We start from the raw sequence: 4371 nt of genomic DNA on the forward strand, positions 1-4371 counted from the left end.
GGATTTTTTTTTGTTTTCAGCCTAGATCGGATTTACTTGACGATGAGAATCCGCGCTCAAAAAAATCCACAACGTCGTCGCGTCCCTTTGCCGGGAGGACTTCGTCATGGATCTACTAAACTATTTGTGAGGACAATATATTTATCGATTTTCGCGCAGGCAACTCATTTTTCAATCCGACTGCATTTTGCAAACAACTGTTTGCATGAGTGTCGCGGCGGCCAAGCTTGCTTGAGCCGACACCTGTCCTCGTTTGACGGGGATGACCGAATGCTAGGTTGTTCTACAAACAACTGTTTGCACGAGAGCCATGGCGATCAAGTTTACTTGAATCGACATGGCCGAGGCTTAGGTTGTTCTATAAACAACTGTTGACACGAGTGATGATGCCGAGCGAACGCAAAAGAAAAAGTCCCTCCGATTTTGTTCGGAAGGACTTTCGTTTTATACTTCAGGTTTTTCTACGGAATCAGGCAGATCATTGTAGTCAACCGTTCCGTGGTAACCATCGCTGCTCCCTGACAGTAAACTTGCGCGGGCTTTCAGCTTGATTTCCTTCATTTTCGGAGCCTTGTATTCTTTCTTCTGCATATCGTTCCCCTTTTTACTTGGACTTGTAGATTTTTTAATAAAGGGCTTTTCGCAAGCCATATTCATTAATTTGATGGTTTAAAATATACTCTCTTTTCGTATCGATTGTTGAAATTTATGCAACGACGGCTTCATCGGTTTCCTTTGTTTGATTCCAAGCGCACCGTCGCATTCCGCAATTTCCGTGGAACGGTAAAGGTTCTCACAGGCTCCCTGGACCAGCAGCGTTCCGCCCTGGCCAAGGAAATCTGGGAATACGTAAAGGGCTACGGCAATGCAGGTTCCGTTGACCAGAAGAGCCTCACCGGTATCATCGAATCGGTCATTGCTAACGTCCAGGCGGTTATTGGCAAGGAAGAATATGCCGAGGCCCTGGCCGAGAGCGAACTGGAGCTTGCCTTCAACGCCCTGAAAGAGGTACAAGGCGCATTCGCCGAAGCCAACCAGACCCGCGTCGAAGAACGCCGCATCCGCGAGGAGACCACCAGCAAGAATCTCCGCAACGATTGCATCAGCGCCTTCCGCCAGCTGATTAACTTCGCGCAGTACAACGCGGCCACCAAGGGTGACGAAAGTTGCATGGCCTTCATCGACAAGGTGAACGTATTCATCGCCAACAGCCGTTCCCTCCACAAGGCTCGTGCAAAGGCCCGTGCAAAGGCCCGCGAAGGAGCCACCCCGGAACCCCGTGACGCTGCCGCCCTCGCACTCCCGGTAAACGCCGCTACAGGCATTGCCGAAGGGAGGATTAATGCCGCATAGCATCTACATCAACCCCGACAACATTGCTCAAGAAACCTTCGGCGACTGTGTACAGAAAATCCATTAATCAATGTAATGCGAATTACCAATCGCGTTATCAACGGCGGACACGAAGTTCCCATTTCTAAAATCATCTCTCGTTATTACAAATCAAAAACAAACGCAACGTTAATTCTGCCTTTAGTCGATCGAGCTTATCTCTACGACAATTCCATCGAGAACGAAACACCCCGCCTGATTTGCAGAATGGTGGACGGCACATTGTTCAAACAATACTCCGACACCATTCCCGAATGGGCAAAAGACCTGCTTAAATAATCTATATTCCGCCTATGCTCTCCTACGTTTGGCCAATGGCCCTAATCATTTCCTGCAACGTTATCTATCAGATTTGAGCCAAGTCCGTGTCCAAGGGAATGAACCCCTTCGCAGCATAGGCCATTACCTACAGCGTTGGAGCCATAGCCTCGCTCATTCTTTACTTTATTCTGGGAAGGTCCGGCAGCCTTCTGGCAGAATTCAAGCAGCTGAATTGGGCGCAAATCGTGCAGGCCACCATTCTCGCCATCATCCTGATTTTCGTTGGGTATGGGCTTTATAACGAAGCCATCACCTGGAATAAAGTGGTGGGCATTCTGGTTTGCCTGGCAGGCTTTGGACTGATCAACCTGAAATAGAATACAACTCAGCAGCAAGCTCAAAACAGTTAAAACATTTTTTATTCCAAACTAAATAAAAAAATGTAATCTTTCCACAATTTCCTTCTATTTTGAGGGCAGGAGAACAAAACTCTATGAAAAACGCTTTTATCAAGTCATTTATCATGGCTAGTGCGTGCCTGTTCATGTTCGCATGCAGCACTTCCAAAACGTCCAATCCAGCAAGCAGCATCGCCAGCCCCGACGATCCATCCATTCCTGCTGAAATTCAAACCGGCGAAGTCACAAATCCAGAAATCACCCAGCCAACAGAGCAACCTGATTATGGCAGCGGAGTCGTTGAAAATCCGTCAAATCCAATAGAAAATAGCGACTCCTTGACAATCCCGCCAAGTTCTTCTGCGGACACTCCTATAGCACCTTCATCCAGCTCTTCAGAACTAAACATCATTTCATCATCAAGCACATCCGAGCCACAAGTGGGACCCATTACACCAGATGCAGAGACTTTCAACTCCATGTTCTTTGGAGCATGGGTGGGCGGACCGGAAGAAGTCCCCCAGCCTACGGAAGCCAACGTCGAGGCTTTTGAAAGATTGCAGGGGCGCCATCTCGACGTCATCCACCATTTTGTCCTTTGGCAATATAATGACTGGGCCTGGACAAAGCCCTACGTTGAAATGGCAAAGAAGCGCGGTTCCATCATGATGATTACCTGGATGCCCCAGCCTTACACAGCGCAGGATATCCTCGACGGCAAAACCGACGCCTACCTGGATGATTTTGCTAAGGGCGTGAAGGAATTCGGATCCGAAATCTGGTTGCGACCGCTTCATGAATCCAACGGCGATTGGTACACCTGGGGCACAGGCAAAGATCCTGTCAATAACGCCGAAGACAAAGTTGCCGCAGCCTACCGCCACATCGTAGAACGTTTCCGGGCCCAGAACGTCTCCAACGTCAAATGGGTTTGGACAACAAACGCTAGCAACAGCGGCGCAAAGTCCACATTGAAGGGTTCCTACCCTGGCGACGACTACGTAGACTACACCTCTATCGACGGCTACAACTGGGGTACCGCACAAAGCTGGTCTAGCTGGCAAAGCTTCTCACAAGTGTTCAGGGCTGCATACAGAGCCATCGAAGGTTTCAACAAGCCCATGTTCATCGCAGAATTTTCCTGTTCAGAACACGGCGGTAGCAAGGCAGAATGGTTCCGGGAAATGTTCCGCATTTTGCCCACGGAATTCCCGAAAATCAAGGGTCTCGTCATCTTTAGCCAAAGCAAAGGCCACGAAGCCGATTGGGGCGTAGATACATCCAACGAATCCCTGAATGCATGGAAGGAAGGCATTGCTGCCTTCCCTGCCACTAAGTAACCGCCTAGCTCCCAAAAATGCGTTAAGCGTCAAGCCCACTTCTAATTATCGGATGTGGGCTGTTCTTGTGGCGTACTTGGCATCTGAAGGCAATCTACCACAACATCGTTGCTAAACTGCCCCCAAGATTCATTTGCGTAGGAATAGTACGTTGTCTCCTGCAAGCAAACGCCATTAGCACAAGTGACGTTAGAACCATCATGGAGTTTCTTGAATTCTTCTTCAATAGCATCAAAGTCTAGTTCTTCTGCACATTTTGCATCGGAATAAACCTTGTACACATATTCATAATCCACATCGGAATCGTCTTCCTCAATGTACCCATTGTGATCAAGTTCAATGCAATAAGCCGCTCCAGAGGCTTTATCTACGCCCTCGACTACGCATGTCAAACTGCTAAAGTCAGGACCATCCTCCTTTTCATACGTATTTCGAATCAGCACATACTGTTCCTTAAATACATTCGGTTCAATCACTGTGGTACAGCTATAGGAACCTTCATCCACATTGTGGCTATACTGGCCCTTACAAGAAAGGGACAACCTTGTTTCACTAGAGCCGGCATAGAAAGGAATCGTATCCACAAGACCCTTGGCTTCGGACACGGTCAACGTCTGGGTTACCACAGAATCCTTTATTGAAACACGATATTCCAAAGCGCGTCCTTCATACTGTTCACAACGAATATATTCCTCCGAGCCCAGGTAATTGAAATAGACACTGCCTTTGGCATAATCTTTTTTCAACATGCAGTGGTCATCCTTGTCATCAGCAGTAGAACAAGGCTCCACTTCGACCCTCTCGTCCAAGAAATGTCCCGCATCCCGATAGGAATCCAGAATTTCTTCACGAGATTGCGAATTTTCTTCACGCGTCACGGAATCCATGTCAGGAACCTTAGGAGTTTCATCATTCGGTTTCAAAGCCTCATTCAATCCCGCTGCCGGCGTATATTGAGGAGAGACTTCCTCGGGACTTGA

General features: G+C 48.1%; 6 protein-coding genes. 3 read left to right on the top strand and 3 right to left on the bottom strand.

Annotated features, from left to right (window positions below; genetic code table 11):
• Nucleotides 1–444 precede the first annotated feature (444 nt).
• The gene (locus B7992_RS16855; protein WP_176421985.1) at nt 445–591 is read right to left on the bottom strand and encodes a hypothetical protein; all 147 of its coding nucleotides are present in this window, start codon (nt 589–591) and stop codon (nt 445–447) included.
• A gap of 144 nt (nt 592–735) precedes the next feature.
• On the opposite strand from B7992_RS16855, the gene B7992_RS16030 reads away from it, so the two are divergent.
• Together B7992_RS16030 and B7992_RS16035 are read left to right on the top strand one after the other, a co-directional pair.
• Nucleotides 736–1353 (top strand): DUF6261 family protein, encoded by a 618-nt coding sequence (locus tag B7992_RS16030; protein WP_088666797.1) that lies wholly within the window; start codon nt 736–738, stop codon nt 1351–1353.
• A gap of 75 nt (nt 1354–1428) precedes the next feature.
• A complete protein-coding gene (locus B7992_RS16035; protein ID WP_088666798.1) occupies nt 1429–1671 on the top strand; it encodes a hypothetical protein in 243 nt (80 codons plus the stop codon).
• 41 nt (nt 1672–1712) lie between these two features.
• Here the strand turns inward: B7992_RS16035 and B7992_RS16860 are convergent, their stop codons facing one another.
• Nucleotides 1713–2048 carry a hypothetical protein gene (locus B7992_RS16860; RefSeq protein WP_176421986.1) on the bottom strand — a complete coding sequence of 112 codons (336 nt, stop codon included), beginning with the start codon at nt 2046–2048 and terminating at the stop codon, nt 1713–1715.
• 98 nt (nt 2049–2146) lie between these two features.
• Here B7992_RS16860 and B7992_RS16045 point away from each other — a divergent pair, with 98 nt between their 5' ends.
• Complete coding sequence (locus B7992_RS16045) at nt 2147–3391, top strand: glycosyl hydrolase (protein ID WP_088666799.1); 1245 nt, start codon at nt 2147–2149, stop codon at nt 3389–3391.
• A gap of 41 nt (nt 3392–3432) precedes the next feature.
• On the opposite strand, the gene B7992_RS16050 is transcribed toward B7992_RS16045, so the two are convergent.
• Nucleotides 3433–4371, bottom strand: a 939-nt coding sequence (locus B7992_RS16050; protein ID WP_217897631.1) for a hypothetical protein, incomplete at its 5' end; no start/stop codon positions are given.

It is taken from the genome of Fibrobacter sp. UWH1, assembly GCF_002210365.1.
GTDB lineage: Bacteria > Fibrobacterota > Fibrobacteria > Fibrobacterales > Fibrobacteraceae > Fibrobacter.

Coding starts and splice junctions, on each gene's coding strand:
- B7992_RS16855 (WP_176421985.1), bottom strand. CDS start 591: ATGCAGAAGAAAGAATACAAGGCTCCGAAAATGAAGGAAATCAAGCTG.
- B7992_RS16035 (WP_088666798.1), top strand. CDS start 1,429: ATGCGAATTACCAATCGCGTTATCAACGGCGGACACGAAGTTCCCATT.
- B7992_RS16045 (WP_088666799.1), top strand. CDS start 2,147: ATGAAAAACGCTTTTATCAAGTCATTTATCATGGCTAGTGCGTGCCTG.